This window comes from Alicyclobacillus acidoterrestris (assembly GCF_022674245.1).
GTDB lineage: Bacteria > Bacillota > Bacilli > Alicyclobacillales > Alicyclobacillaceae > Alicyclobacillus > Alicyclobacillus acidoterrestris.
In genome coordinates this window covers 4017501-4044200 of record NZ_CP080467.1, presented here as the reverse complement: position 1 = coordinate 4044200, position 26700 = coordinate 4017501, and the positions used below count along the sequence as shown (strand labels likewise).

The following is a 26700-nucleotide window of genomic DNA, read 5'->3' as shown; positions in this document are numbered from 1 at the left end:
ATGTTGGCACTGATTGTTCTCGTCGTAATCTTAGCTCTTTGTTTTGACTTCACGAATGGCTTTCACGATACAGCCAATGCAATTGCGACGAGTGTTTCGACGAGGGCGCTATCTCCGCGCTTTGCCGTTTTTTTAGCTGGTACGATGAACCTAATCGGTGCCCTGACGTTCACAGGTGTGGCCAAGACCATCGGTGGTAAAATTGCGGATCCGCTGCATGTCCCGCATGGTACTATCGTCGTGCTTGCGGCTATCATCGCGGCAATTGCCTGGAATTTGTTCACTTGGCGCGTCGGCATACCCAGTTCTTCATCGCACGCCTTGATCGGCGCACTCTCGGGCGCCGTGATTGGGGCCGCTGGTTTTCACGCCATCAATTATTCGGGCTTTTTATCGATTATTGAAGCGCTGGTGATTTCTCCGCTTGCGGCGTTCTGCTTGGGCTACGTCATCATGTGGATCTTTCGGCTGCTGTTTGGGGCGCGGTCATTGCATCGGGTCAACCGGCCATTTCGCTACTTGCAGATGGTTACGGCTGGTGTCCAAGCTTTTATGCACGGAACCAACGACGCCCAAAAGACCATGGGTATCATCACGTTCGCCCTGATTGCAGGTGGCTTTCAGACGACCATGAACATTCCATTTTGGGTCAAGCTCGTCTGTGCTGTTGCGATGGGGTGTGGAACTGCGACGGGTGGTTGGAGAATCATCAAAACGGTCGGGTCGAAAATTATTCGAATCGAGCCGATGAATGGTTTTGCTTCGGACTTGACCAGTTCCATTATCATCTTCGGGTTTACACTTTTGAAACTGCCGGTCAGTTCGACACATGTCATCTCCTCCTCGATTATGGGGACGGGCGCCGCGAAACGGTTTAACCAAGTTCACTGGGGCGTCGCAGGTCGAATCGTGATTGCGTGGCTGATTACGATTCCAATCAGCGGGTGTCTTGCGGCCATGATTGTTCGATTGTTTCTCGTGTAATCCAGGGTGTAATTCGCCATAAAGCAAACTGCAGTTTGCCCACGTTGCATCGTGATGTCGATGCCCGGGAGCTGCAGTTTTTTTGTCTTTGGTTTTGGCGCCGCGATACGCTGACACATGTTTCGGGAAATCGAAAATATTCGCGGCGGTGACTCCACAAATTGCGGCTTGCAGGCGGGATCAAAAAACGGTTTCGACCGCAATTTAGTACAACGCTTTCATTTTAGGTGCGTTTTCGTATGGAAAAACGGTTTCGCACATAGTATAGTATTGACATATCTCATAAGTTTATTGATATACAGACGAGATTTGGTGCTATGCACGGGGCATTTTTTTTAACTAGAATGTGTATGTCAGACAGCGAGAAGCGGATGAGACGCGAAAATTCGCGAAAGCGATTTCGGCGTTTAGGGGAATTCGGCGCTGGAGTATCCGTGATACACCGCAGAAACTAAGGTGTACAAAGGAAGTTGCCTATGACCACGATTTACGATGTTGCGAAACGAGCGGGTGTTTCGGTGGCCACGGTGTCTAAAGTCCTGAACGGGTATCCGGACGTGAGTGCGAGAACCCGGGAAAAGGTCCAGCAGATCACCGCTGAACTAGGTTATCACCCAAATGCTGTGGCGAGGGGCTTGGTCACTAGGAGATCGATGACAGTTGGTGTCTTTTTTCAGGACCACGGAAATCGAGGGTTTCGGCACCCCTTCCTGCACGACGTGATCGCCAGTTTTAAGGACAGCATTGGTGAAGCTGGCTACGATTTGTTGTTCTTGACCGAACATCGGGGCAATGATGGCGTGTTTCGGGGCTTCGAGTCGAGGGCCAAACAGCGGGATGTGGACGGACTGTTTCTCTTGGGTGTCCCGAGAACCAATTCTGGTTTGGCGACGCTTTCTCGCAGTCAAATTCCGACCGTTTCAGTCGATTTAGATCTGTTTGGTCCGAAAGCGAGTTACTTGTGCTCAGATAACGTAGGTGGTGCGCGTCAGGCGGTCGACCACTTGGTGGCCAATGGCCATCGGAAAATTGCCTTCATTGGCGACAGGTTTGGCACGAAACCGGGCCATGATCGGATGCTCGGATATCAAGAAGCGCTGCAGGCGCACGCACTAGAGTACCGGCCGGAGTGGATACTCGAAGGGGACTTTGGCGAAACGTCGGGTTATCGGGCGATGCGTCGGCTGCTTGCCGAGGCGGAATTGCCAACTGCGGTGTTTTGTGCATCGGATATGATGGCTATCGGCGCGATGAATGCGATATCGGAGGCTGGTCTCCATGTCGGAGAACAGATTTCAATTGTCGGTTTTGACGATATTGAACTCGCCCGTTATGTGTCACCTGGATTGACGACAATACGGCAGAATACGGACAAAATGGGCCAGCGTGCAGCGACTGAATTGCTCGAATTGATGAACACCACGAATAAACCGCCTGGTGTCATCACCGTGGAGACCAGCTTGGTCGTTCGAGGGACAGTCAGGAACATCGCATGATCCGATGAATACGAATACAGAATTCGCATTCGCTTGAAAGGGTTCATATGTAAGCGAATGCAATTATCAGTTTTATTTTGAATCGAAAGAATCTTTTAGGGGGTGGTGTGCTGGTTGACAAAAGCTCGGTTTCCTTCAGTGTCAGACAGTATGATAGGGGGACAAATACATGAACAGCAAATGGAAAGTAGGCGTCGTGACTGGCGCAGCGGCATTGATGACAGCTTCTCTCGTCGGTTGTGGAACCGGTAGTACCAATGGCGGAAATGCTGTCGGATCGGGTAAGACCACGGCAGCTCAAGGTAAGCCGATGACCATCGTTCCGGCGCCGTACGGCAGCTTCCAGCGCAACTTCAACCCGTTCCAGTACCAGACCACCGCGAATGGCGGGACCTTCGGATTTATTTATGAGCCATTATTTTACGATAGCCTCGTCAGCTCCAACCAATATGCGCTGTTGGGCAAGACCGCAACCTGGAGCAACGGCAACAAAACATTGACCGTCAAGTTGAACACGGCAGCGAAATGGTCAGACGGAAAGCCGTTTACCTCTAAGGACGTCGTCTTCACCTTCAACCTGCTGAAAAAGTACCCGGCGATTGACACCTCCGGCGTGTGGTCGGAATTGACTAACGTCGAGGCACAAGGTGACGACACCGTCGTGTTTACCTTCAAGAAGGCGGACGTTCCGTTCGCGATGTACATCGAGCAGGAACCTATCGTACCAGAGCACATCTGGTCGACGGTGGGCAACCCAGCGAAATATACGAACCCGAACCCAGTGGGTACTGGACCGTTCATCCTGGATAAGTTCTCCCCGCAGGACTACACGATGAAGGCGAACCCAGATTACTACGGCGGCAAGGTGCCGGTTCCGGAAGTGAATTTCCCGGCTTACAACAGCAACGACAGCGCAAACTTGGCCGTGGCGCAAGGGGAAGTGGATTGGGCAGGGCAGTTCATCCAGAACATCGACAAAGTCTACGCGTCGAAGAGCCCGAACAACAAGTACTGGTTCCCGCCGAACAATGTGGTCAACCTACTGCCAAACTTGAAAGATCCGATTCTCAGCCAAAAGGTTGTGCGCGAGGCGTTGAGTTTGGCGATTAACCGGGACGACTTGGCGAACAAGGGCGAGTATGGATATGTGCAAGTTGCGAGCCCGACGACGATTTTGCCGACGAACAAGGACTGGATAGACCCGAATTTGCCGGCAGCAGACCAGAAGTTTACCTACGACACCGCGCAGGCAGAAAAGCTGCTTGAGGGTGCGGGGTACAAGAAGAACAGCAATGGCATCTTCGTATCGCCAAGTGGGCAACCGCTTTCGTTCAACCTGGCGGTGGTTTCGGGTTGGACCGACTGGGACGCAGATGCACAGATTATCGCGCAGAACCTGAAACAGCTGGGTGTTCAAGTGAACGTGCAGCAGATGCAGTACGCAGGGTATGAAGCGGCGCTGCAGAGTCACAAGTTCCAGTTGGCCATCGCATCGTCCGGCGGCGGTCCGAACCCGTATTACATCGACGAGAACGTGTACGCTTCGCACGGCAGTATGAACTACGAACAATGGAATGATCCGGCGACGGATGCCGCCTTCCAGGCATTCGAGTCGACATCTGACCCGCAGAAGCAAAAAGAGGCGATGTATAAGTTCGAGAAGATTGCCGCAGAGCAACTTCCGGCTATCCCGCTGTTCTATGGCGGCACGTGGTACGAGTACAGCACCAAGAACTACACCGGTTGGCCGAGTGCGGATAACCCATACGTTTCCCCGGCACCATGGTCGTGGCCGGCAGCTGGCATCGTGATTATGCACCTCAAACCAACCAATTAATCTGGGCTGCGGTTGGGCGGGCGTGAATCCCGCCCAACCCCCCAAGTGTAACGACGCGTTACTTGTGGAGGGGAAGCATCATGCGATATGTGGTGAACCGCTTAATCTTTTTCGTCGTATCGGTGTGGGCGGCTGTGACCATCAACTTCATCTTGCCCCGCATGATGCCTGGCGATCCGGCGCAGGCGATGTTCGCAAAGTTCTCGAACAACCTGACGCCACAGGCCATGCACGCACTGGAATTGCAGTTTGGATTCAGTAATCAACCGATTTTCGTGCAGTATGTGACGTACCTCAAAGGATTGTTGACCGGTAACTGGGGACTCTCGTTTACCTACTACCCGACGCCGACGACGACCGTCATTGGCCAGAGCTTGCCGTGGACACTGGGATTGGTCGGCATTACGACGTTGATCTCGGTGTTCGCAGGAACAGGGCTTGGCATCCTCATCGCCTGGCGGCGCGGCAAGGTGCTCGACACGACGCTGCCGATTGCGTCGCTGTTTGTTCAGGCAGCCCCGTATATGTGGACAGGACTGATTTTGCTATACGTGTTCGGTTTTAAGTTTGGGTGGTTTCCCATTGCCCATGGCTATGCAGATGACACGCCACCATCGTTTACGTGGGCGTTTTTCCTAAGCGCGTTGAGACACGGGATTCTCCCGGCCATCACCATCTTCCTGGGGTCGTTCAGCGGTTGGTTGATTGGCATGCGCAACAATATGATTTTGACCTTGGGTGAAGACTACGTGACCTTTGCCGAGGCCAAGGGTGTGCGACCGATGCGGCTGGTGATGATGTACGCCGCGCGCAACGCCATCCTGCCACAAATCACGAGTTTCGCGATCGCCATCGGCAACGTGGTGAGTGGTTCGATTCTGACGGAAGTCGTGTACTCGTACCCGGGGATTGGCGCGCAGCTGAACGCGGCGGTCTTACAGCAGGATTACCCGCTGATTCAGGGCGCGTTTCTGGTGATTGCCCTGGCGGTGCTGTTGGCCAACTTGATTGTTGACTTGCTGTATAGCCGACTCGACCCACGCGTTCGGACGGGAGGTGCGGCCGTATGATGACGGAACCGATTACGTCGCCGACGGAACCCATTGCGGAGCCTGTGGCCAAGCGGCGCAAAAACGCAAATATGCTCCGGATGTTCTTTGGGAATTGGAAATCGCTTATCGGTGTGATTTTGTTTCTGATTTTCGTGGTGATTGCGGTGTTTGCACCGTTGATTGCGCCGTATAACCCGCTGTCGACCAACTTTACGCAAAACCTGGCCCCGAGCGCCAAACATCTGTTGGGGACGACGACGACCGGTCAGGATATCTTTTCACAGTTCATCTTCGGTACGCGTGCGACGCTGATTGTGGGGGTAGGCGCAGGGCTTATCTCGACGTTCATTGGTTTGATTTTCGGGGTGACGGGCGGCTACCACGGTGGCTGGATAGATAACATTCTCAACTTTATCTCGAATATTTTCCTCGTGTTGCCGAGTTTGGCCTTGTTGATTGTGGTGGAGTCGCTGGTGAAGAGCACGACGCCGCTATTGAACGGGCTGATTATCGGGTTGACCGGTTGGGCCTGGGGGGCGCGGGTATTTCGCGCACAGGCAATGTCGCTGCGCGGACGGGAATTCGTGACGGCGGCGAAACTTTCGGGGGCATCGTCGCTGCGCATCATGGTGACGGAAATTATCCCGAATATGACGAGTGTGATTGCGTCGAACATCATTTTCGCGATTTTGGGTGCGATTCTGGCAGAATCGGGCCTGGCTTTTCTCGGACTCGAGAGCGTGAACTCGGTGAGTTGGGGGACGATGCTGTACTGGTCGCAATCGGGCGGCGCGCTGCTCAATGGCGCTTGGTACTGGTTTGTGCCGCCGGGGCTTGGCATTGCACTCGTGGGGCTGTCTCTGGTCCTGATGAACTTCAGTATCGACCAAATCACGAACCCGCGGTTACGCCAGGAACAAGGAGGGAAACGCCGTGGACGCAAGAGTGCCCGTATTGGAGCTTGATGATGTATCCGTCGTCTATGATTCGGTGTCTGGACCAGTGCAGGCGGTGAGCGATGTCAACCTGAAGGTGTACCAGAACGAAGTGGTCGGGTTGATAGGCGAGTCGGGGTCGGGGAAATCGACGATGGCTAACGCCATCATGCGACTGATGAAGAACAACGCCCGGTTGACGAAAGGGACCATCCGCGTGAACGGACGGGACGTCTATTCGATGAGCAAGAAGGAACTGCGGACGTTTCGCTGGAGCGAGATGGCGATGGTGTTCCAAAGCGCGATGACGGCGTTGAACCCCGTGATGACGATAGAGAAGCAAATCGTGGATACGTTCCGGAGCCACCGACCCTCGATGTCGTATAAAGAGGCGCGGGAGCGGGCGGTGGACTTGCTGAAACTGGTGCGCATAGACCAGAAGTACTTGAGCAGCTATCCCCACGAGTTGTCGGGCGGTATGCGTCAGCGAATTGTTATCGCCATTGCCATCGCGCTGGAACCGTCGCTGGTGATTATGGACGAACCGACGACGGCGCTGGACGTAGTGGTGCAGCGGTCGATTCTGAACCAGATTCAGGAGCTGCAGAAGCAGCGCGGGTTTGCCATTTTGTTCATCAGCCACGACTTCAGTTTGGTGGCGGAGTTCGCCCAGCGCGTGGCGATTATGTACGCAGGGCGCGTGGTCGAGAACACGGACGCGAAGACGTTGCAACTCGGTCAAGAACACCATCCGTACACGGAGGGACTGTTGCGGGCCATCCCCAGACTCACGCACGAAGAGGTAGAGATTCAAGGGATACCCGGGCATCCGCCCGACTTGTTGCACCTGCCGAAAGGCTGCGCATACCATCCGCGGTGCCCGTTTGCGGCGGAGGCGTGCAAGCAAGTGCGCCCGGCGTTGCATCAGTTGGCGCACGCGTTGGTGGAGTGTCACCTGTACGACGAAGTGAAGGGAGGCAACATGGCATGGCCGAGCAGACAAACTTTATCGAAGTCAACCACCTGAAAATCCGTTTTCCAATCCGGCAGAAGGGGAAGCAGGCGTTCATCACACCAGTGGACGACGTGAGCTTTCGCATCAAGCAGGGAGAAGTGCTGGCGCTGGTGGGAGAGTCGGGCAGTGGTAAGAGCACCATCGGCCGTTCCCTGGTGCGCATCCTGGAACCGTCGGAAGGTACGGTGAAAGTCGGAGGCCAGGACGTGACGCACATCAAAGGGACGGCGCTGACGAAGTACCGGAAGGTGGCGCAGATGGTGTTCCAAGACCCGTTCGGGTCACTCAACCCCGTGCGCACGCTGGAGCGGCACTTGATGTTCCCCTTGAAGAAATATCGTGGAGGCAGCCATGCGGAGATCTCGCAACAAGTAGAGGATTTGTTCCAACGTGTCGGGCTGACGCCGGTGAACGAGTTTCGGGCGAAGTTTCCGCACGAGCTGTCTGGCGGTCAGCGCCAACGCGTGGCGATAGCCCGTGCGCTCGCTGTGAACCCAGCGTTCATCGTGGCGGATGAGCCGATATCGATGTTGGACGTGTCGATTCGTGCGGGCATCTTGGAGTTGATGAATGAACTGAAGCGGGACTTCAACTTGTCGTATTTGTACATCACCCACGATCTCGCCTCAGCCCGCTACTTTGGCGACCGGATTATGGTGCTGTACGGCGGGCGCGTGATGGAGACGGCGCCGTCGGCGGAGCTGTTGGAGAAGCCGTATCACCCGTACACGCGGCTGATGTTCGCGGCGACACCGGGCAGCGACTGGAGTATTCCGCTGCCAGAGACGACGAATGAAGCGCCGAACTTGTTGGAAGGGCGAGTGGGATGCCCGTTCGCGCACCGGTGCCCGTTTGTGAAAGACCGGTGCCGCGAAGAGACGCCAGGGTTGCGCGAATTGGCCAAGGACCACCACGTGGCCTGCCATTACGCAGAAGACCTCGCTTAAACGGATTGTGGCGTTTGGCTATATCGCAATTTTGTTCGGTCGTGAAAGCGCATCAGGAATGATAGAACCATGAAGGATGTGGAATCTTGACTAGACCGTTTATCGACTTTCCGTCCGATTTCATATTTGGCACAGCGACTGCTGCCTATCAAATCGAGGGCGCGGTGAAGGAAGATGGCCGTGGTGAATCGATTTGGGATCGTTTTTCTCACACGCCGGGGTGTGTTTTCGAAGGTGACACTGGTGATGTAGCATGTGATCACTATCATCGATACGAAGACGACATTCAATTAATGGCCGATCTCGGCATTCCCGCTTATCGGCTGTCGATTTCCTGGCCGCGTATCTTTCCCGAACGTGGCGTGTACAACCAGGCGGGCATAGATTTTTATCGCAGGGTGCTAGAAACGCTACACAAACACGGCGTTCAGCCGGCCGTCACGCTCTATCACTGGGATTTGCCACAATACCTTCAGGACGAAGGTGGCTGGGCGAACCGCGCGACTGTCGACTATTTTGTCGAGTACGCGAAAAAGGTGTTCGATGAACTCGGCGACTTGGTTCCAAAGTTCATTACGCATAACGAACCTTGGTGCGCGTCCTTCTTGAGTTACGGGTTGGGCCACCACGCACCCGGTCACCGCGATTGGCGGGAAGCATACGCCGCTGCGCACCACATTCTTTTGTCGCACGGCAAAGCCGTAGAGGCGTATCGGGGGGGTGGGTACCAAGGTGAGATTGGCATCACGCTGAACTTTACTTGGGCGGATCCCGCTTCGGACAAACCAGAGGACATAGCGGCCGCAAAACGAGAGGACGGTTTTGCCAACCGCTGGTTTATCGAACCGATTTCGAAAGGTCACTATCCGCAGGATATGGTGGAGTGGGTCGAGGGACAGTTGGGTGTGTTTGATTTTATCCAACCGGGCGATTTCGAAATGATTTCGACGCCAATCGATTTCCTTGGCATCAACTTCTACTCGCGCAACGTGTTTCGAGCAGGAACGGCGAATGCGCACTTGCAGAGTGAGGTGGTTCCACCACCGGCCAACCGCGTGACAGACATGGGGTGGGAGATTCACCCTGAGTCGTTGTATCGCTTGCTCACTTGGTTGCGACGTGATTACACAGGCGATTTGCCGTTGGTCATCACGGAAAATGGCGCTGCGTTTCAGGATGAGTTGGTCGAAGGTGCCATTCACGATGAGCCGCGCATCCATTACGTGGCAGACCATTTAGAGGCAGCCAAGCGGTTTATCGATGAGGGCGGTCCCCTCAAGGGATATTTTCTGTGGTCGTTTATGGACAATTTCGAATGGGCTTTCGGGTATTCCAAACGGTTTGGTATGGTGTATGTGGATTACGATACGCAAGTCCGTACGGTCAAGGATAGCGGCAAGTGGTATAGTGGCCAAATCGCACATCACCGGGCGCTCAGTGTCTGACCTGGGAAAATGCATGAGATGTGGCCAATCAGGCGGACAGCATACCGAATCGTTCGGTATGCTGTCGATGTTTCAAGCGAAGTAACCACTGTAGAAAACGAAATTTTTTGTGAACATCAGAAGGAATGTCGTGTGAGATAGAGAATATAAGTATTGTCGAAAGCGATTTCAGGCCGCTGTGCTGTGTACAGGGTTGCAAGCGCATTCAATCGGGCCATGTAAAAGGAAGCTGCCTATGACCACGATATACGATATTGCGAAACGAGCTGGTGTTTCGGCGACAACCGTATCAAAAGTGTTGAATGGATATCCAGACGTCAGTATGAAGACGCGTGAGAAAGTCCAGCGCATCACGGACGAACTGGGCTATCGGCCCAATGCCGTCGCCCGCAGTCTGGTCACGCGCCGCTCGATGACGATTGGCGTATTCTTTCAAGATCATGTCAACAGTGGCTTTCGACATCCATTTTTGCATGACGTCATTGCCAGTTTTAAAGATGTCGTCGGCGCTACTGGCTATGATTTACTGTTTTTTTCAGATTTGCGGGAGGATAGTGCGACGCAGGGATTCGTGTCGCGGGCCAAACACCGTGACGTCGACGGGCTATTTCTTCTTGGCGTTCCGCGGACGAACCCCGGCTTGGGCGCTTTGTCGAGAAGCCAAATTCCCGTTGTCTCTGTAGATCTAGATCTGTTCGGGCCAAGGGCTAGTTATCTCTGCTCTGATAACGTGGGTGGCGCGAGAAAAGCGATTCAATATTTAGTGGAGAACGGTCATCGAAAGATTGCGTTCATTGGTGATCGCTTTGGCACGAAACCGGGACACGACCGGATGCTTGGGTATCAATTGGGAATTCAGGAGTGGGCACTTCCATACCGTTCGGAGTGGGTCATCTCAGGGGACTTTACGGAACCCTCTGGGTACCAGGCGTTTCAAAAACTGTTGGGTGCGTCAGAGTTACCGACCGCTATCTTTTGTGCGTCGGACATGATGGCCATTGGGGCCATGAAAGCTATCGCGGAGGCCGGTTATCGCCCTGGAGTGGATGTTTCGATTGTTGGTTTTGACGATATTAGCTTGGCGAGATATGTGACGCCGGCGTTGACGACCATTCGCCAGAATACGGAGGAAATGGGGCAACGGGCGGCAAAGGAACTTTTGGAACTCATGAACACGTCAAGCAAACCACCTAGTGTCATGACCGTGGAGACGGAATTGATAGTACGGGACACAGTCTGCAACCTGAACAGAACCCAGATATAAGGGTATATCCGTTTTGTAAGCGGATACAAAAAGATCCGTAGGACTGTTGGGGGGTGGTGAACGGGAATCAGCGGACTATCACCTTGTTGATGCGAGCGATTCAAATTGAGAAGGGGGAAAATGTCGTGTTGCACAAATGGAAAATAGGTCTCGTTACAGGGGCTGTAGCCGCGATGACGGCGTCGTTGGCCGGATGTGGAAATTCGACAACAGCATCGGGGAATCAATCGAATTCGTCGGCAGGAGGTGGTTCCACACCTGCTCAAGGTAAGCCGATGACCATCGTTCCGGCGCCGTACGGCAGCTTCCAGCGCAACTTCAACCCGTTCCAGTACCAGACCACCGCGAATGGCGGGACCTTCGGATTTATTTATGAGCCATTATTTTACGATAGCCTCGTCAGCTCCAACCAATATGCGCTGTTGGGCAAGACCGCAACCTGGAGCAACGGCAACAAAACATTGACCGTCAAGTTGAACACGGCAGCGAAATGGTCAGACGGAAAGCCGTTTACCTCGAAGGACGTCGTCTTCACCTTCAACCTGCTGAAAAAGTACCCGGCGATTGACACCTCCGGCGTGTGGTCGGAATTGACTAACGTCGAGGCACAAGGTGACGACACCGTCGTGTTTACCTTCAAGAAGGCGGACGTTCCGTTCGCGATGTACATCGAGCAGGAACCTATCGTACCAGAGCACATCTGGTCGACGGTGGGCAACCCAGCGAAATATACGAACCCGAACCCAGTGGGTACTGGACCGTTCATCCTGGATAAGTTCTCCCCGCAGGACTACACGATGAAGGCGAACCCAGATTACTACGGCGGCAAGGTGCCGGTTCCGGAAGTGAATTTCCCGGCTTACAACAGCAACGACAGCGCAAACTTGGCCGTTGCGCAAGGGGAAGTGGATTGGGCAGGACAGTTCATCCAGAACATCGACAAAGTCTACGCGTCGAAGAGCCCGAACAACAAGTACTGGTTCCCGCCGAATAACGTGGTCAACCTGCTGCCAAACTTGAAAGATCCGATTCTCAGCCAAAAAGTTGTACGCGAGGCGTTGAGTTTGGCGATTAACCGGGACGACTTGGCGAACAAGGGCGAGTATGGATATGTGCAGGTTGCGAGCCCGACGACGATTTTGCCGACGAACAAGGACTGGATAGACCCGAATTTGCCGGCAGCAGACCAGAAGTTTACCTACGACACCGCGCAGGCAGAAAAGCTGCTTGAGGGTGCGGGGTACAAGAAGAACAGCAATGGCATCTTCGTATCGCCAAGTGGGCAACCGCTTTCGTTCAATCTGGCGGTAGTTTCGGGTTGGACCGACTGGGACGCAGATGCACAGATTATCGCGCAGAACCTGAAACAGCTGGGTGTTCAAGTGAACGTGCAGCAGATGCAGTACGCAGGGTATGAAGCGGCGCTGCAGAGTCACAAGTTCCAGTTGGCCATCGCATCGTCCGGCGGCGGTCCGAACCCGTATTACATCGACGAGAACGTGTACGCTTCGCACGGCAGCATGAACTACGAACAATGGAATGATCCGGCGACGGACGCCGCCTTCCAGGCATTCGAGTCGACATCTGACCCGCAGAAGCAAAAAGAGGCGATGTATAAGTTCGAGAAGATTGCCGCAGAGCAACTTCCGGCTATCCCGCTGTTCTATGGCGGCACGTGGTACGAGTACAGCACCAAGAACTACACCGGTTGGCCGAGTGCGGATAACCCGTACGTTTCCCCGGCACCATGGTCGTGGCCAGCAGCTGGCATCGTGATTATGCACCTCAAACCAACGAACTGATTTACACCAGAAAACCGAGCATTTTCAAAGATAGAGCGTTCAATTCGGTTAAGTCACATCAGGCTGGGCCAAATCGGGGTGAGCCAAAATCGTGTTGCGGCAGAACGGGTCTCTAGATTCGTTCTGCCACTTTACGTACGCAACGTGTGGAGGGAAGCATCATGCGATATGTGGTGAACCGCTTAATCTTTTTCGTCGTATCGGTGTGGGCGGCTGTGACCATCAACTTCATCTTGCCCCGCATGATGCCTGGCGATCCGGCGCAGGCGATGTTCGCAAAGTTCTCGAACAACCTGACGCCACAGGCCATGCACGCACTGGAATTGCAGTTCGGATTCAGTAATCAACCGATTTTCGTGCAATATGTGACGTACCTCAAAGGATTGTTGACTGGTAACTGGGGACTCTCGTTTACCTACTACCCGACGCCGACGACGACCGTCATTGGCCAGAGCTTGCCGTGGACACTGGGGTTGGTCGGCATCACGACGTTGATTTCGGTGTTCGCAGGAACAGGACTTGGCATCCTCATCGCCTGGCGGCGCGGCAAGGTGCTCGACACGACGCTGCCGATTGCGTCGCTGTTCGTTCAGGCAGCCCCGTATATGTGGACAGGACTGATTTTGCTATACGTGTTCGGTTTTAAGTTTGGGTGGTTTCCAATTGCCCATGGCTATGCAGATGACACGCCACCATCGTTTACGTGGGCGTTTTTCCTAAGCGCGTTGAGACACGGGATTCTCCCGGCCATCACCATCTTCCTGGGGTCGTTCAGCGGTTGGTTGATTGGCATGCGCAACAATATGATTTTGACCTTGGGTGAAGATTACGTGACCTTTGCCGAGGCCAAGGGTGTGCGACCGATGCGGCTGGTGATGATGTACGCCGCGCGCAATGCCATTCTGCCGCAAATCACGAGTTTCGCGATTGCCATCGGCAACGTGGTGAGCGGTTCGATTCTGACGGAAGTCGTGTACTCGTACCCGGGGATTGGCGCACAGCTGAACGCGGCGGTCTTACAGCAGGATTACCCGCTGATTCAGGGCGCGTTTCTGGTGATTGCCCTGGCGGTGCTGTTGGCCAACTTGATTGTTGACTTGCTGTATAGCCGACTCGACCCACGCGTTCGGACGGGAGGTGCGGCCGTATGATGACGGAACCGATTACGTCGCCGACGGAACCGATTGCAGAGCCTGTGGCCAAGCGGCGCAAAAACGCGAATATGCTCCGGATGTTCTTTGGGAATTGGAAATCGCTTGTCGGTGTGATTCTGTTTCTGATTTTCGTGGTGATTGCGGTGTTTGCACCGTTGATTGCGCCGTATAACCCGCTGTCGACCAACTTTACGCAAAACCTGGCCCCGAGTGCGAAACATCTGTTGGGGACGACGACGACCGGTCAGGATATCTTTTCACAGTTCATCTTCGGTACGCGTGCGACGCTGATTGTGGGGGTAGGCGCAGGGCTTATCTCGACGTTCATCGGTTTGATTTTCGGGGTGACGGGCGGCTACCACGGTGGCTGGACGGATAACATTCTCAACTTTATCTCGAATATCTTCCTCGTGTTGCCGAGTTTGGCCTTGTTGATTGTGGTGGAGTCGCTGGTGAAGAGCACGACGCCGCTATTGAACGGGCTGATTATCGGGTTGACCGGTTGGGCCTGGGGGGCGCGGGTATTCCGTGCGCAGGCAATGTCGCTGCGCGGACGGGAATTCGTGACGGCGGCGAAACTTTCGGGGGCATCGTCGCTGCGCATCATGGTGACGGAAATTATCCCGAATATGACGAGTGTGATTGCGTCGAACATCATTTTCGCGATTTTGGGTGCGATTCTGGCAGAATCGGGCCTGGCTTTCCTCGGACTCGAGAGCGTGAACTCGGTGAGTTGGGGGACGATGCTGTACTGGTCGCAATCGGGCGGCGCGCTGCTCAATGGCGCTTGGTACTGGTTTGTGCCGCCGGGGCTTGGCATTGCACTAGTGGGGCTGTCCCTGGTCCTGATGAACTTCAGTATCGACCAAATCACGAACCCGCGGTTACGCCAGGAACAAGGAGGGAAACGCCGTGGACGCAAGAGTGCCCGTATTGGAGCTTGATGATGTATCCGTCGTCTATGATTCGGTGTCTGGACCAGTGCAGGCGGTGAGCGATGTCAACCTGAAGGTGTACCAGAACGAAGTAGTTGGGTTGATAGGCGAGTCGGGGTCAGGGAAATCGACGATGGCCAACGCCATTATGCGACTGATGAAGAACAACGCCCGGTTGACGAAAGGGACCATCCGCGTGAACGGGCGGGACGTCTATTCGATGAGCAAGAAGGAATTGCGGACGTTTCGCTGGAGTGAGATGGCGATGGTGTTCCAAAGTGCGATGACGGCGTTGAACCCCGTGATGACGATAGAGAAGCAAATCGTGGATACGTTCCGGAGCCACCGACCCTCGATGTCGTATAAAGAGGCGCGGGAGCGGGCGGTGGACTTGCTGCGACTGGTGCGCATTGACCAGAAGTACTTGAGCAGCTATCCCCACGAGTTGTCGGGCGGTATGCGTCAGCGAATTGTTATCGCCATTGCCATCGCGTTGGAACCGTCGCTGGTGATTATGGACGAACCGACGACGGCGCTGGACGTGGTGGTGCAGCGGTCGATTCTGAACCAGATTCAGGAGTTGCAGAAGCAGCGCGGGTTTGCCATTTTGTTCATCAGCCACGACTTCAGTTTGGTGGCGGAGTTCGCACAGCGCGTGGCGATTATGTACGCGGGGCGCGTGGTTGAGAACACGGACGCGAAGACGCTGCAACTCGGTCAAGAACACCATCCGTACACGGAGGGACTGTTGCGGGCGATACCCAGACTTACGCACGAAGAGGTAGAAATTCAAGGGATACCCGGGCATCCGCCCGACTTGCTGCACCTGCCGAAAGGCTGCGCATACCATCCGCGGTGCCCGTTTGCGTCGGAGGCGTGCAAGCAAGTGCGCCCGGCGTTGCACCAGCTGGCGCACGCGTTGGTGGAGTGTCACTTGTACGACGAAGTGAAGGGAGGCAACATGGCATGGCCGAGCAGACAAACTTTATCGAAGTCAACCACCTGAAAATCCGTTTTCCAATCCGGCAGAAGGGGAAGCAGGCGTTCATCACACCAGTGGACGACGTGAGCTTTCGCATCAAGCAGGGAGAAGTGCTGGCGTTGGTGGGAGAGTCGGGCAGTGGTAAGAGCACCATCGGCCGTTCCCTGGTGCGCATCCTGGAACCGTCGGAAGGTACGGTGAAAGTCGGAGGCCAGGACGTGACGCACATCAAAGGGACGGCGCTGACGAAGTACCGGAAGGTGGCGCAGATGGTGTTCCAAGACCCGTTCGGGTCACTCAACCCCGTGCGCACGCTGGAGCGGCACTTGATGTTCCCCCTGAAGAAATATCGTGGAGGCAGCCACGCGGAGATCTCGCAACAAGTGGAAGATCTGTTCCAACGTGTTGGGCTGACGCCGGTGAACGAGTTTCGGGCGAAGTTTCCGCACGAGCTGTCTGGCGGTCAGCGCCAACGCGTGGCGATAGCCCGTGCGCTCGCGGTGAACCCAGCGTTCATCGTGGCGGATGAGCCGATATCGATGTTGGACGTGTCGATTCGTGCGGGCATCTTGGAGTTGATGAACGAACTGAAGCGGGACTTCAACTTGTCGTACCTGTACATCACCCACGATCTCGCCTCAGCCCGCTACTTTGGCGACCGGATTATGGTGCTGTACGGCGGGCGCGTGATGGAGACGGCGCCGTCGGCGGGGCTGTTGGAGAAGCCGTATCACCCGTACACGCGGCTGATGTTCGCGGCGACGCCGGGGAGTGACTGGAGTATCCCGTTGCCGGAGACGACGAATGAAGCGCCGAACTTGTTGGAAGGGCGTGTGGGATGCCCGTTCGCACACCGGTGCCCGTTCGTGAAAGACCGGTGCCGCGAAGAGACGCCAGGGTTGCGCGAGTTGGCCAAGGACCATCACGTGGCCTGCCACTACGCAGAAGACCTCTTGTAACCGCAATGGGAGACCGCTGATGCATCCCGTCTGCTCGAATTTTGGCGATAGACCGTACAAGGAGGTATGATGAAGCGTGAATTAGACGAATCATCTCTGACACGCGAGGGGACACAGATGGACATCGTACTTGTTGAAGTTTGCGACAGTAACCCTATCAGTCTATTGGACTTGGAGGCGCTAGAGGGAATGTATCCAGGCGTAACCGTCTTGCGCACCGAGTGCTTGAGTCAGTGCGGGTTGTGCGCGCACAATGCCTACGCCTACGTCGATGGGAACATCGTGTTCGCCAAAGATCCCGAGACATGTCTCGCGCGGATTCGGCAACGCATTGAACAGCATCTTGCCTTATGGGGGGAGACGGAGTAGTCAGCGCATCCCGCTTGTCCAATCGCGAAGAACCTCGCGAATCGATATCAGCCCTGTCGACGCCTTCGCCGTTCCCGCCACTTTTGCACGCGATGGTAGATAAACTTAAAGATATCAATGCCGGTGGATACCTTACCAAGCGCTCCTAAAATAGGTTCGATGGTCCAATAAATGGTCAGTGCGACGAACGCGATAATGCCCATCAGTACAATCAGGATGCCGAGCAGTACCAAACACACAATCAGCAGCGTATGCATCGTGACTCTCTCCCTACCGCGCAAGCGTATGCGTTACATGCGGACTTTGTGCTTATTTTGCCTTTTGTGCGTATGTTGTTTCCACGCGATTTTGACTACGTACGTCGCGCGTATCACCGCGTTTGGTATAGGTCTTGATAATCTGCGCCAATTCGGCCGTCGCCGTCGGAATATCGTCGTTGAATATCAGAAAGTCGAACTGGTCGCTGAGTGACTCTTCGTACTTTAGGCGTTCAAGGCGGCGGCGGATGTCTTCGTCGGCGTCACCCCGGCCGTGTAATCTATCCTCGAGTTCGTTCAAAACCGTTGGGCGAACATAAATTAGGACGATATTGTTCGGGAACGTCTTTTTTAAGTTGAGTGCGCCGTTGACATCGATGTCCTTAATCACATCTTTGCCGTCGCGCAACGTTTTTTCGTAGGTCTTCAGATGTGTCCCATAGTAATTTCCGTGAATGATTTCGTGTTCCAGAAATTCTCCCCGCGCGGCCATTTGCTCAAAGTCCTTCAGTGATACGAAAAAGTATGGATTTCCTTCGACCTCGCCCGGGCGCATGGCGCGCGTGGTGAATGATGGGATAAAGGTCAGGCCGAGATCGTAATTTTGTTTCAACGAGTTAATCAGCGTATTTTTTCCAGCGCCGGATGGGCCGGACAACACAAACAGCACACCTTCGCGAGACGACGAGATGCTCTGCGGCACGTAACTCATCAAATCAGATAAGGAACAGTCCAATGCGTCGCAAATGTTTTGCAACACTTTTAAATCGACGCGGGAGATCATATTCTTTTTGATGGCGTAGAGCGTGTTCTTGTTCACGCCACTCTTTTCTACTAAATCGGGGATCTTCATATTCTTTTCAAATAAAAGGCGATCAAGATGAAACTGGACTCTGTCCATACTCTACCCCTCACCGTTCTTCGAAATGATTGTTCCTATTATACACACATCATTGGAAAAAAGGCATCTTTAATTGTAATTTCCATAAAAAATTCCCGTGCGAGTCGATCCATCCTGTTTTTTCAGTATGCACGGAAGAATCTGTAAACAGACCTGGCGGAGGTATTTTTTCTTTACAATTCGTATTTTGTTACCGGGCATTTCTGGTATTGTGTAGCCATAGTGACAAACCTGACGGTAAGAAGGGGTGGGAGAGATGAAGGGCCAGATTACTTCTATTCAAGTTGGACGAATCCAATCTTATGTCATGCATCGCTATGGCGACGCTGGGAAGACGTGGAGCACGGCGTTTTACAAAGAGCCGGTAAACCGCCCTGTGATTGTCGAGCGGGGAGGGATAGAGGGAGATGCGCAGGCGGATCGGAAACATCACGGCGGCGCCGACAAAGCCGTTTTGGTGTACGCCCTGGAGCACTATCGTACGTGGGCAGCGGAATACCCACATTTATCGTTTTCTCCTGGTGGGTTTGGGGAAAATTTAACGGTCGCCGGATTGAACGAGGAAACTGTCTGTGTAGGCGATGTGTTTCGCATCGGGAATGTGCTGGTTGAAGTATCGCAGCCGCGTACGCCATGTTGGAAAATTTCCGAGCGTTGGCAAGCGTCATCCTTGACGGATAGGGTGCGCCAGACTGGCCGGACAGGGTGGTATGTTCGCGTGCTTGCGCCAGGGGTTATCGCTGCAGGTGACGCCTTGGAATTGGTGGACAGGCCGCACCCTGATTTGTCGATTTCCTTATTAAATGACCTCTTGTTCGGGCGCGTCCAGAAAACGAAAGCTGTATTGGACGCACTGCAAAGCTGTCGCGCGCTCGCCAATGCATGGCGGTCGGGTATACCCGAGTTGCGCGATGAAGTAGCGAAGTCGGCACGAGAAATGGAAGATGGAGTTCAGAAAGGACGTACGCTGTGAAAGCCATTCGTTTGGACAAGTGGCTGGCCAATGCCGGCATGGGCACGAGGACGGAAGTCAAAAAGGCGATTCGCGCGACGCGCATTGAGGTCAACGGCGTGATTGCCAAGGACGCGGGTCAGCATGTCGTGCCCGGGAAGGATGTCGTGACATGGGACGGAGAACCAGTCATCTATGCGGCGTTCGCGTATTTTATGATGTATAAGCCACAAGGCGTCCTCAGTGCGACGGAGGACTTGCGGGACCCGGTTGTGACGGATTTGCTGGACGAAGCGGATGCGCACTTTGACGTATTCCCTGTGGGACGATTGGATAAGGACGCCGAGGGTTTACTCCTCTTGACCAACGACGGACAATTGGCACATCGTCTGCTGTCGCCGAGGCATCACGTACCCAAGCGATATCTGATTCACGTGCAAGGGGAACTGGGTGAGGACGATGTGCAGGCAATTGCAAACGGGGTCACCCTTGAGGACGGGTATCAGGCCTTGCCTGGAGAATTGATGATTGTCGAGCGCGGGCAGACGTCTGCCGCGGAAATCGTGATTTACGAAGGGAAGTATCATCAAGTCAAGCGAATGCTAATGGCGCTTGGCAAGCCTGTCACCTTCCTGAAACGCTTGGAAATGGGGCCCTTGGTACTCGATTCGGATCTTTCGCCCGGCGAGTACCGCAAGCTGACGGAAATGGAAGTGGCTCGCCTGCAAGAGGTGCAATAGGCGAGAATGGCACATGATACCGGAGAGCACCCTGTAGAAGCTGGCCGCCAGCTTCATGTGAGCGCAATGGAAGTGGTACACTATGGGGAAGTAAATCCCCGAAACGAGGTGTCAGTCATGGACGATACAATTCGCAAGATGGTTGATCTCGGCGTGGGTCTGATGTCTTTCAGCCGCGAAAAAATTACGGAGTCGGCAAAACAGTGGGCGGAGAAGCGCAAGCTCACCCCGGAGCAGACACGAGCCTTGATTGAAGAACTTGTGGCGCGGGGTGAACAAGGGCGTACAGAATTGCAAAACAACATTCAAGACCAGGTTCAAAAGGCGCTTGAACGCTTGGGACTGCGCGAACAGACGGCCGGGTTGGAGCACCAGTTGGCTTCTATTCGAGAGGCAGTGACTCGACTTGCCGCGCGCGTAGAAGTATTAGAGTCGAAACTTGGGCAGCCGGAGCCGCGCGAGGAGAGCGCTACGACGACATCGGATACAACACAATCGTGATGACGAGTAAGCGATAGGCCACGAAGGTGTATTCCACGGACCTGTGAAAATACGTGTAGATGAAGGAGTACGGCATGGTCGGTCCACAGATTCTTGGCAAACGAGTACGACATTTGTCGCGTTATAAGGACATTGCACATATTCTCGTGGCCAATGGGTTCGGGTGGTTCATCGACGAGATTGGGCTGGCCGACGTGATGAATCTGCCGCGGCGGCTGTTTACGGAACGAAAGGAAGCACGACATTCGCTGACGACGTATGAGCGCATACGCCTTGTCATTGAGCAACTGGGACCGACGTTCATCAAACTCGGGCAAATGGCGAGCTTGCGCGGCGATGTCTTTCCCGCTGAACTCATTGAGCAATTGACCCGGTTGCAGGATGAAGTGCCGCCGTTCCCGTTTACCGAAGTCGAGCAGTTGATTGAGCAGGAGTTGGGCAGTCCCATACATGTGTTGTTTTCAGAGTTTGATGAGCAACCGGTCGGATCAGCTTCGATTGGCCAAGTGCACAGAGCGCGCCTCCAGAGCGGTGAAGAGGTGGCCGTCAAGATCCAGCGCCCGGACATCGAACGGACCATCCAGGTCGATTTGGAAATCCTCATGGATTTGGCCCGTTTGGCGGAGCGGAACTTAGAGTGGGCGGAACACTACGAATTGACCGACGTGGTGGAAGAGTTTCGCTATACGCTACTCAATGAGCTCAACTACACCATTGAAGGGCGCAACGCGGATAGGCTTCGGAAAATCCATGAGAACGACAGCTACGTGCGGGTCCCGCAAATTTATTGGGACTGGACGACCACTAGGGTTCTGACGATGGAGTACGTCCGCGGCATCAAATTGGCCAATCGTCAACTGCTGGAGGACGCTGGCTACGACACCGGACTCATCGCTGAACGGGCAGCTCATGCCGTCTTTGACCAGCTGTTGATTCATGGTTTTTTTCATGCGGATCCTCATCCGGGCAACCTGGCCGTCTTGCCGGATCACAGTATTTTGTTTATGGATTTTGGCATGGTCGGCCGTTTGACGTCGGAGATGAAACGGTATTTAGCTGGCTTAATCGTGGGATTGATGCGCCGTGACTCCGACGCCATTGTCCGAGTGCTCTATCGTATGGGTGTCGTACCGACGGATATTGACGATAGAAAGTTGCACCGCGACGTAGACGGCTTGCGCGAGAAATACTACGATGTGCCGTTCCAACAAATTAGCCTTGGTGAGGCGACTGCTGATTTGTTCGCGGTGGCATACAAGCACCGCATTAAGATTCCGTCCGATTTGGCACTCGTCGGGAAGACGCTCATCACCATTGAGGGCGTCGTCGAGGGGTTGAATCCCTCGTTTCGCATCTTGAACATCGCTGAACCGTTCGGGCGCAAGTTGTTGATGGATAGACTCAATCCGAAAAAGCTTTCGCAAATGGGCATCAAAAGCGTGTTGGACTTGTTCGATCTCGCCACCGACCTCCCGAAGCAACTCCGCACGATTCTCCAGGGGTTGTCGAAGGGGCAAGTGAAGGTATCTGTCGAAGTGCCTGAACTTACGCGGATGGTGAGCCAGTTTATTCGGATTGGCAACCGCTTGTCATTCAGTATTGTCCTTTTGGCGTTTAGCATTTTTATGGCCGGACTCATGGTCGCGTCGGTCCTGTCGAAAAGTCCGTCCGCCTTGTGGTCGCTGCCGATGACGGACGTCGGTGCGATTATTGGCATTGTTCTGTTTGTCGCCCTTGTCATCTCGATATGGAGATCAAACCGCTAGTGCCGATGGGGTGCATCCCGTCGACTGGCGGTTTGATGACGGGATGGGAAAACGAGTTTTGTTTGAATATTTTCTTTATACGAAAAGAAATGAGGAATTCGCTTGCCGACGTCAATTGAAGTTTCTCAGGTAGACGCGTTTACAGAGACGCCCTTCTGCGGGAATCCCGCAGGAGTCGTGGTGGATGCCGCCGACATATCAACGGATATCCGGCAGAAAATTGCGCGTGAATTAAACTGCTCGGAGACCGTATTTATTGAGCAACTGGAGACGCGGCGTTTCAAGTTTCGCTACTACACGCCGGAGACAGAGGTAGATTTGTGTGGACACGCCACAATCGCCGGATTACATACGCTGCAAGCGCAGTTCGGCATAAGCGGAGAAATCGTCGCAGAGACCAATGTCGGTGGGTTAACGATGCGCCTTGAGGCGGATGGAACCGCGTGGATGCGTCAGGCGGATCCGGCATTTCGCGCCCTTGATGAAGACATGCAACGCGCGGTGGTGAACGCTTTGCAAGTGCGTGAGGAGGACCTTGACGCAGCGCTGCCTTTTCAATTGGCTTATACCGGGCTGTGGGATATCCTTGTGCCGCTGCGGCATCTTGCGACACTCCAAGAACTGGCGCCGCAGTTTGACCGACTGGCTACTATTTGCAGGCAATTGGGCGCTGCATCCGTTCACGTGTACACGATGGAGACGGTGGATCAGGAGGCGACGGTTCACGCACGCGACTTTTCGCCAGCAGTCGGCGTCAACGAAGATCCGCACACGGGGACAGCCAGTGGCGCGCTAGGGGCATTGTTGGTACATACGGGCGTTGTGGAACCTGGGTCTTACGTATTTGAACAAGGCTGGAGCGTCGGACGACCTGGGCGCATTCTGGTGCAGGTAACGCGCGACATGGAAGTGTTTGTCGGCGGCAAGGCCGTCACAGTATTTCGCACACAGTTGCGCACGTCCTGACTTTCGCATCTGAGCAATTGCCTGACGAGACAAGCGCCAGTACCACAGCGCGTCGTTTTTGATTACCTTATAGCAAGCCTGTGGGACAAGAAAACCACCGAACTACCCCTCCTTCGATCGGCCGCTTGTCCCACAGGCGAAAAACATGGATATGTGCGACGGTATGTGTGGGAATTCCCTCACGCCTTCGAAGGTAGAAGCGATGGATAAAAGAAAATAGGCACGGTGTGCGTCGATGGTCTTCATCGATACAAACCGTGCCTATTGGTGTTTGGTAGCGGCGAGTGGATTCGAACCACCGACGCCACGGGTATGAACCGTGTGCTCTAACCAGCTGAGCTACGCCGCCACAATAAATGGTGGCTCGGGACGGAATCGAACCGCCGACACGAGGATTTTCAGTCCTCTGCTCTACCGACTGAGCTACCGAGCCAAATGGTTGCGGGGGCAGGACTTGAACCTGCGACCTTCGGGTTATGAGCCCGACGAGCTGCCAACTGCTCCACCCCGCGTTATGGTGGACGTTGACGGGCTCGAACCGCCGACCCTCTGCTTGTAAGGCAGATGCTCTCCCAACTGAGCTAAACGTCCAAACTCATCAACTGTCTTCAAATCTATTTGAACAACTTGGTTGACTCGTTGATGATAAAGTCGAACAAGTGGTGACCCCAGCGGGATTCGAACCCGCGTTACCGCCGTGAAAGGGCGGTGTCTTAACCGCTTGACCATGGGGCCAAATTGGCTCCCCGAGTAGGATTCGAACCTACGACCCTCCGATTAACAGTCGGATGCTCTACCGCTGAGCTATCGAGGAATGTGGTGGAGGTAGACGGATTCGAACCGACGACCCCCTGCTTGCAAGGCAGGTGCTCTCCCAGCTGAGCTATACCCCCGGAATTGGCGTGCCCTGAGAGATTCGAACTCCCGACCTTTTGATTCGTAGTCAAACGCTCTATCCAGCTGAGCTAAGGGCACATTGGCTGGGGAAGAAGGATTCGAACCTTCGCATGACGGTACCAAAAACCGTTGCCTTACCGCTTGGCTATTCCCCAGCGTGGGGTGAGTGATGGGAATCGAACCCATGCATGCCGGAATCACAATCCGGTGCGTTAACCCCTTCGCCACACTCACCACAGATACGCTGCTCATACTTTCCAATCGAGTACAGAAACATACGTCGAGGAGGAAAGATTCACAGATGGTGGAGGGGGAAGGATTCGAACCTTCGAAGCTTTCGCAACGGATTTACAGTCCGCCCCAGTTGGCCACTTTGGTACCCCTCCGCTCGTTGCAAGAACACAGTCTCGCAATGCGCAATCAGTAAGATACCACGCACAATTTATCTGAGTCAAGGGGTTAATCGACAAAATCGCATGAATATGTTCTGCGAGGCACCATTTGGAGTGCATTGTCGCAGTGTATGGCGTGTATACTCAGATCCCCCTTTGCTTTTCCAAATACGGCGCGGTTCTTTGGCACAATTCCAGAAATGTAGTTTTCCTTAATCTTAATGCACGTAATGAACGGGTATCGGATACAAACGGGTCGGATAATTTAGTAAGCGGTAAGGGCCGCGTGACGCGGTTACTGTGGATGAGGTTTTGTGCCCATTAATGTAGTCCTATTGATTAGTGCACGATATTTGGCTGACGATATACGGATAGATTGAGTGGTTGCTCGGACGTGATGTTGAAGCTGGTGTAGTGTCGTTGATTCTTTATGGTGAGTAAATGTAGTTTTCGGGCTTTGTACGGGTTTATATAGGTGCGATTGGTTTGCGTTTTGCAAGTTGTTGAAAGTTAAGTGGGTAGAAGAGGAGAGAATAACCCGCTTTTAGCCCTACTTGTTAACCATATCGCTTACGACTAACGCCTTGCTGCGGCAATTTTATTGATTTTGTGTATGACACTTGACGATGGTTTGGCGCACATGTTATAGTATCTCTCGCCGCTTCAAGCGGTGCTGCCCTCAAAGCGCAGCTGTCTCGGTGGTTTTCATCGGCCAATTCGTGTCGGTTTTTGCCGAATGTCGTTGGTGTACCGGAGTCATCTCCGGCGATGAAATGAAATACTCACTGTTGACAACGAACGTCGGTTCGTGATATAGTACTTAAGCTGCTTCGACAGAAGCGGCACTTGCTTGAAAGAATCACTTCATCTGGTTCCTCGTTGAATCAGCTTCTGTGGGGCTTTCACAGCAGGTTTGGTTCCTTGAAAACTGAACACACACGCCTAAAAGTTTCGGACAACGTGACCTTTGGTCACAGCGACGATTGAAACATATGAACAACGCCATTTTTTGAGAGTTTGATCCTGGCTCAGGACGAACGCTGGCGGCGTGCCTAATACATGCAAGTCGAGCGAGCCCTTCGGGGCTAGCGGCGGACGGGTGAGTAACACGTGGGCAATCTGCCTTTCAGACTGGAATAACACTCGGAAACGGGTGCTAATGCCGGATAATACATGGGTAGGCATCTACCTATGTTGAAAGATGCAACTGCATCGCTGAGAGAGGAGCCCGCGGCGCATTAGCTAGTTGGTGAGGTAACGGCTCACCAAGGCGACGATGCGTAGCCGACCTGAGAGGGTGACCGGCCACACTGGGACTGAGACACGGCCCAGACTCCTACGGGAGGCAGCAGTAGGGAATCTTCCGCAATGGGCGCAAGCCTGACGGAGCAACGCCGCGTGAGCGAAGAAGGCCTTCGGGTTGTAAAGCTCTGTTGCTCGGGGAGAGCGACAAGGAGAGTGGAAAGCTCCTTGTGAGACGGTACCGAGTGAGGAAGCCCCGGCTAACTACGTGCCAGCAGCCGCGGTAATACGTAGGGGGCAAGCGTTGTCCGGAATCACTGGGCGTAAAGCGTGCGTAGGCGGTTGTGTAAGTCTGAAGTGAAAGTCCAAGGCTCAACCTTGGGATTGCTTTGGAAACTGCATGACTTGAGTGCTGGAGAGGCAAGGGGAATTCCACGTGTAGCGGTGAAATGCGTAGATATGTGGAGGAATACCAGTGGCGAAGGCGCCTTGCTGGACAGTGACTGACGCTGAGGCACGAAAGCGTGGGGAGCAAACAGGATTAGATACCCTGGTAGTCCACGCCGTAAACGATGAGTGCTAGGTGTTGGGGGGACACACCCCAGTGCCGAAGGAAACCCAATAAGCACTCCGCCTGGGGAGTACGGTCGCAAGACTGAAACTCAAAGGAATTGACGGGGGCCCGCACAAGCAGTGGAGCATGTGGTTTAATTCGAAGCAACGCGAAGAACCTTACCAGGGCTTGACATCCCTCTGACCGGTGCAGAGATGTACCTTCCCTTCGGGGCAGAGGAGACAGGTGGTGCATGGTTGTCGTCAGCTCGTGTCGTGAGATGTTGGGTTAAGTCCCGCAACGAGCGCAACCCTTGATCTGTGTTACCAGCACGTAGAGGTGGGGACTCACAGGTGA

22 protein-coding genes, 11 tRNA genes and 1 rRNA gene (1 of these 34 cut by a window edge) are annotated in these 26700 nt (G+C 54.2%); 21 read left to right on the top strand and 13 right to left on the bottom strand.

Annotated features, from left to right (window positions below):
• The 15 genes from K1I37_RS19880 to K1I37_RS19810 all read left to right on the top strand — a co-directional run bounded on the left by K1I37_RS19880 (position 1) and on the right by K1I37_RS19810 (position 17176).
• Positions 1–984: an inorganic phosphate transporter gene (locus K1I37_RS19880; protein WP_021294993.1), complete on the top strand. Its 984-nt coding sequence runs from the start codon at positions 1–3 to the stop codon at positions 982–984.
• 476 nt (positions 985–1460) lie between these two features.
• Positions 1461–2480, top strand: a complete 1020-nt coding sequence (locus K1I37_RS19875) for a LacI family DNA-binding transcriptional regulator (protein ID WP_021294994.1) — start codon at positions 1461–1463, stop codon at positions 2478–2480.
• A 169-nt stretch (positions 2481–2649) separates the two neighbouring features.
• Entirely contained in the window at positions 2650–4317 is a 1668-nt protein-coding gene (locus K1I37_RS19870; protein ID WP_242215955.1) for an ABC transporter substrate-binding protein, read from the top strand.
• Positions 4318–4397: 80 nt separating this feature from the next.
• Positions 4398–5387, top strand: a complete 990-nt coding sequence (locus K1I37_RS19865; protein WP_242215951.1) for an ABC transporter permease — start codon at positions 4398–4400, stop codon at positions 5385–5387.
• Complete coding sequence (locus tag K1I37_RS19860; RefSeq protein ID WP_021297092.1) at positions 5384–6334, top strand: ABC transporter permease; 951 nt, start codon at positions 5384–5386, stop codon at positions 6332–6334. Before K1I37_RS19865 ends, K1I37_RS19860 begins: the two co-directional genes overlap by 4 nt.
• Entirely contained in the window at positions 6303–7331 is a 1029-nt protein-coding gene (locus tag K1I37_RS19855) for an ABC transporter ATP-binding protein (RefSeq protein WP_242215954.1), read from the top strand. The genes K1I37_RS19860 and K1I37_RS19855 overlap by 32 nt, the downstream gene beginning before the upstream one ends.
• A complete protein-coding gene (locus K1I37_RS19850; protein ID WP_242215953.1) occupies positions 7292–8266 on the top strand; it encodes an ABC transporter ATP-binding protein in 975 nt (324 codons plus the stop codon). The genes K1I37_RS19855 and K1I37_RS19850 overlap by 40 nt, the downstream gene beginning before the upstream one ends.
• An 86-nt stretch (positions 8267–8352) precedes the next feature.
• Positions 8353–9711: a GH1 family beta-glucosidase gene (locus K1I37_RS19845; RefSeq protein ID WP_021298085.1), complete on the top strand. Its 1359-nt coding sequence runs from the start codon at positions 8353–8355 to the stop codon at positions 9709–9711.
• 235 nt (positions 9712–9946) lie between these two features.
• Positions 9947–10975 (top strand): LacI family DNA-binding transcriptional regulator, encoded by a 1029-nt coding sequence (locus K1I37_RS19840; RefSeq protein WP_021298086.1) that lies wholly within the window; start codon positions 9947–9949, stop codon positions 10973–10975.
• A gap of 53 nt (positions 10976–11028) precedes the next feature.
• Positions 11029–12777, top strand: coding sequence for an ABC transporter substrate-binding protein (locus K1I37_RS19835; protein WP_242215952.1), 1749 nt, complete (start codon positions 11029–11031; stop codon positions 12775–12777).
• A gap of 161 nt (positions 12778–12938) precedes the next feature.
• Positions 12939–13928 (top strand): ABC transporter permease, encoded by a 990-nt coding sequence (locus tag K1I37_RS19830; protein ID WP_242215951.1) that lies wholly within the window; start codon positions 12939–12941, stop codon positions 13926–13928.
• On the top strand, positions 13925–14875 hold the full coding sequence (locus tag K1I37_RS19825) for an ABC transporter permease (protein WP_242215950.1): 951 nt from the start codon (positions 13925–13927) through the stop codon (positions 14873–14875). The genes K1I37_RS19830 and K1I37_RS19825 overlap by 4 nt, the downstream gene beginning before the upstream one ends.
• The gene (locus tag K1I37_RS19820; RefSeq protein ID WP_242215949.1) at positions 14844–15872 is read left to right on the top strand and encodes an ABC transporter ATP-binding protein; all 1029 of its coding nucleotides are present in this window, start codon (positions 14844–14846) and stop codon (positions 15870–15872) included. Before K1I37_RS19825 ends, K1I37_RS19820 begins: the two co-directional genes overlap by 32 nt.
• Entirely contained in the window at positions 15833–16807 is a 975-nt protein-coding gene (locus K1I37_RS19815) for an ABC transporter ATP-binding protein (RefSeq protein WP_242215948.1), read from the top strand. Before K1I37_RS19820 ends, K1I37_RS19815 begins: the two co-directional genes overlap by 40 nt.
• A 66-nt stretch (positions 16808–16873) precedes the next feature.
• Positions 16874–17176, top strand: coding sequence for a YuzB family protein (locus tag K1I37_RS19810; protein WP_242215947.1), 303 nt, complete (start codon positions 16874–16876; stop codon positions 17174–17176).
• A 47-nt stretch (positions 17177–17223) separates the two neighbouring features.
• Here K1I37_RS19810 and K1I37_RS19805 read toward each other — a convergent pair whose 3' ends face one another.
• Together K1I37_RS19805 and gmk are read right to left on the bottom strand one after the other, a co-directional pair.
• Positions 17224–17433 (bottom strand): hypothetical protein, encoded by a 210-nt coding sequence (locus K1I37_RS19805; protein ID WP_021297999.1) that lies wholly within the window; start codon positions 17431–17433, stop codon positions 17224–17226.
• 52 nt (positions 17434–17485) lie between these two features.
• Positions 17486–18334 (bottom strand): guanylate kinase, encoded by an 849-nt coding sequence (gmk, locus tag K1I37_RS19800; protein ID WP_021297998.1) that lies wholly within the window; start codon positions 18332–18334, stop codon positions 17486–17488.
• 256 nt (positions 18335–18590) lie between these two features.
• Here gmk and K1I37_RS19795 point away from each other — a divergent pair, with 256 nt between their 5' ends.
• The 5 genes from K1I37_RS19795 to K1I37_RS19775 all read left to right on the top strand — a co-directional run bounded on the left by K1I37_RS19795 (position 18591) and on the right by K1I37_RS19775 (position 23259).
• Positions 18591–19307: an MOSC domain-containing protein gene (locus K1I37_RS19795; RefSeq protein ID WP_021297997.1), complete on the top strand. Its 717-nt coding sequence runs from the start codon at positions 18591–18593 to the stop codon at positions 19305–19307.
• Entirely contained in the window at positions 19304–20026 is a 723-nt protein-coding gene (locus K1I37_RS19790) for a pseudouridine synthase (RefSeq protein WP_021297996.1), read from the top strand. Before K1I37_RS19795 ends, K1I37_RS19790 begins: the two co-directional genes overlap by 4 nt.
• A 117-nt stretch (positions 20027–20143) precedes the next feature.
• The gene (locus K1I37_RS19785) at positions 20144–20527 is read left to right on the top strand and encodes a phasin family protein (RefSeq protein ID WP_236613919.1); all 384 of its coding nucleotides are present in this window, start codon (positions 20144–20146) and stop codon (positions 20525–20527) included.
• Positions 20528–20601: 74 nt separating this feature from the next.
• Positions 20602–22293 carry an ABC1 kinase family protein gene (locus K1I37_RS19780; RefSeq protein ID WP_021297994.1) on the top strand — a complete coding sequence of 564 codons (1692 nt, stop codon included), beginning with the start codon at positions 20602–20604 and terminating at the stop codon, positions 22291–22293.
• A gap of 102 nt (positions 22294–22395) precedes the next feature.
• The gene (locus tag K1I37_RS19775; protein WP_021297993.1) at positions 22396–23259 is read left to right on the top strand and encodes a PhzF family phenazine biosynthesis protein; all 864 of its coding nucleotides are present in this window, start codon (positions 22396–22398) and stop codon (positions 23257–23259) included.
• Positions 23260–23531: 272 nt separating this feature from the next.
• Here the strand turns inward: K1I37_RS19775 and K1I37_RS19770 are convergent.
• The 11 genes from K1I37_RS19770 to K1I37_RS19720 all read right to left on the bottom strand — a co-directional run bounded on the left by K1I37_RS19770 (position 23532) and on the right by K1I37_RS19720 (position 24542).
• Positions 23532–23608, bottom strand: a tRNA-Met gene (locus tag K1I37_RS19770).
• An 8-nt stretch (positions 23609–23616) separates the two neighbouring features.
• Positions 23617–23692: transfer RNA gene (locus K1I37_RS19765), tRNA-Phe, on the bottom strand.
• A gap of 3 nt (positions 23693–23695) precedes the next feature.
• A tRNA-Met gene (locus tag K1I37_RS19760) sits at positions 23696–23771 on the bottom strand.
• 3 nt (positions 23772–23774) lie between these two features.
• Positions 23775–23850: transfer RNA gene (locus K1I37_RS19755), tRNA-Val, on the bottom strand.
• A gap of 69 nt (positions 23851–23919) precedes the next feature.
• Positions 23920–23994, bottom strand: a tRNA-Glu gene (locus K1I37_RS19750).
• Between the two features lie 4 nt (positions 23995–23998).
• Positions 23999–24073: transfer RNA gene (locus K1I37_RS19745), tRNA-Asn, on the bottom strand.
• 3 nt (positions 24074–24076) lie between these two features.
• Positions 24077–24152 (bottom strand) — tRNA-Ala (locus K1I37_RS19740).
• Positions 24153–24157: 5 nt separating this feature from the next.
• Positions 24158–24234: transfer RNA gene (locus K1I37_RS19735), tRNA-Arg, on the bottom strand.
• A gap of 2 nt (positions 24235–24236) precedes the next feature.
• Positions 24237–24311: transfer RNA gene (locus K1I37_RS19730), tRNA-Gln, on the bottom strand.
• A 3-nt stretch (positions 24312–24314) separates the two neighbouring features.
• A tRNA-His gene (locus K1I37_RS19725) sits at positions 24315–24390 on the bottom strand.
• Positions 24391–24458: 68 nt separating this feature from the next.
• Positions 24459–24542 (bottom strand) — tRNA-Tyr (locus K1I37_RS19720).
• Positions 24543–25553: 1011 nt separating this feature from the next.
• Between K1I37_RS19720 and K1I37_RS19715 the strand changes: the two genes are divergently transcribed.
• Positions 25554–26700, top strand: a 16S ribosomal RNA gene (locus K1I37_RS19715) (it continues 385 nt past the right edge of the window).